Genomic DNA, 366 nt, shown 5'->3' with positions numbered 1-366 from the left:
GTGGCAATCTCGAACAATATGCCGTTCGGCTCGCGGAAATAGAGCGAGCGGAAGTAGTATCGTTCGACCTCACCGCTTGACGGCAGACGGAACTCGGCCAGCCGCGCCGTCCATTGATGCAAGGTCTCCTGGTCGGGCGCCCTGAACGCGACGTGGTGGACCGCCCCGGCGCCTTGACGTGCCGGCGCAAGACCCGGCTGCACCGCGACATGAAGTTCCGCCGCCGGCCCGCCTGCTCCCATTTCGAAGACATGAACCAGACCCTCGCCATCCGGCGACGCATAATCACGCGCCTTGCGCATGTTCATCACCCGGGTCAGCACGGCCTCGGTGTTGGTGATGTCGGGAACGCTGATGACGATAGGC

Annotated in this window: 1 protein-coding gene; it reads right to left on the bottom strand. The window is 63.9% G+C overall.

The features are described 5' to 3' along the window. Nucleotides 1–366 (bottom strand): VOC family protein (locus tag EOA13_RS37735; protein WP_206535398.1); only part of this gene is annotated, 366 nt, incomplete at both ends.

It is taken from the genome of Mesorhizobium sp. M7A.F.Ca.US.011.01.1.1, from assembly GCF_003998295.1.
In the GTDB taxonomy this organism is placed as follows: domain Bacteria; phylum Pseudomonadota; class Alphaproteobacteria; order Rhizobiales; family Rhizobiaceae; genus Mesorhizobium.
This window is presented reverse-complemented; position numbering and strand designations above follow the sequence as displayed.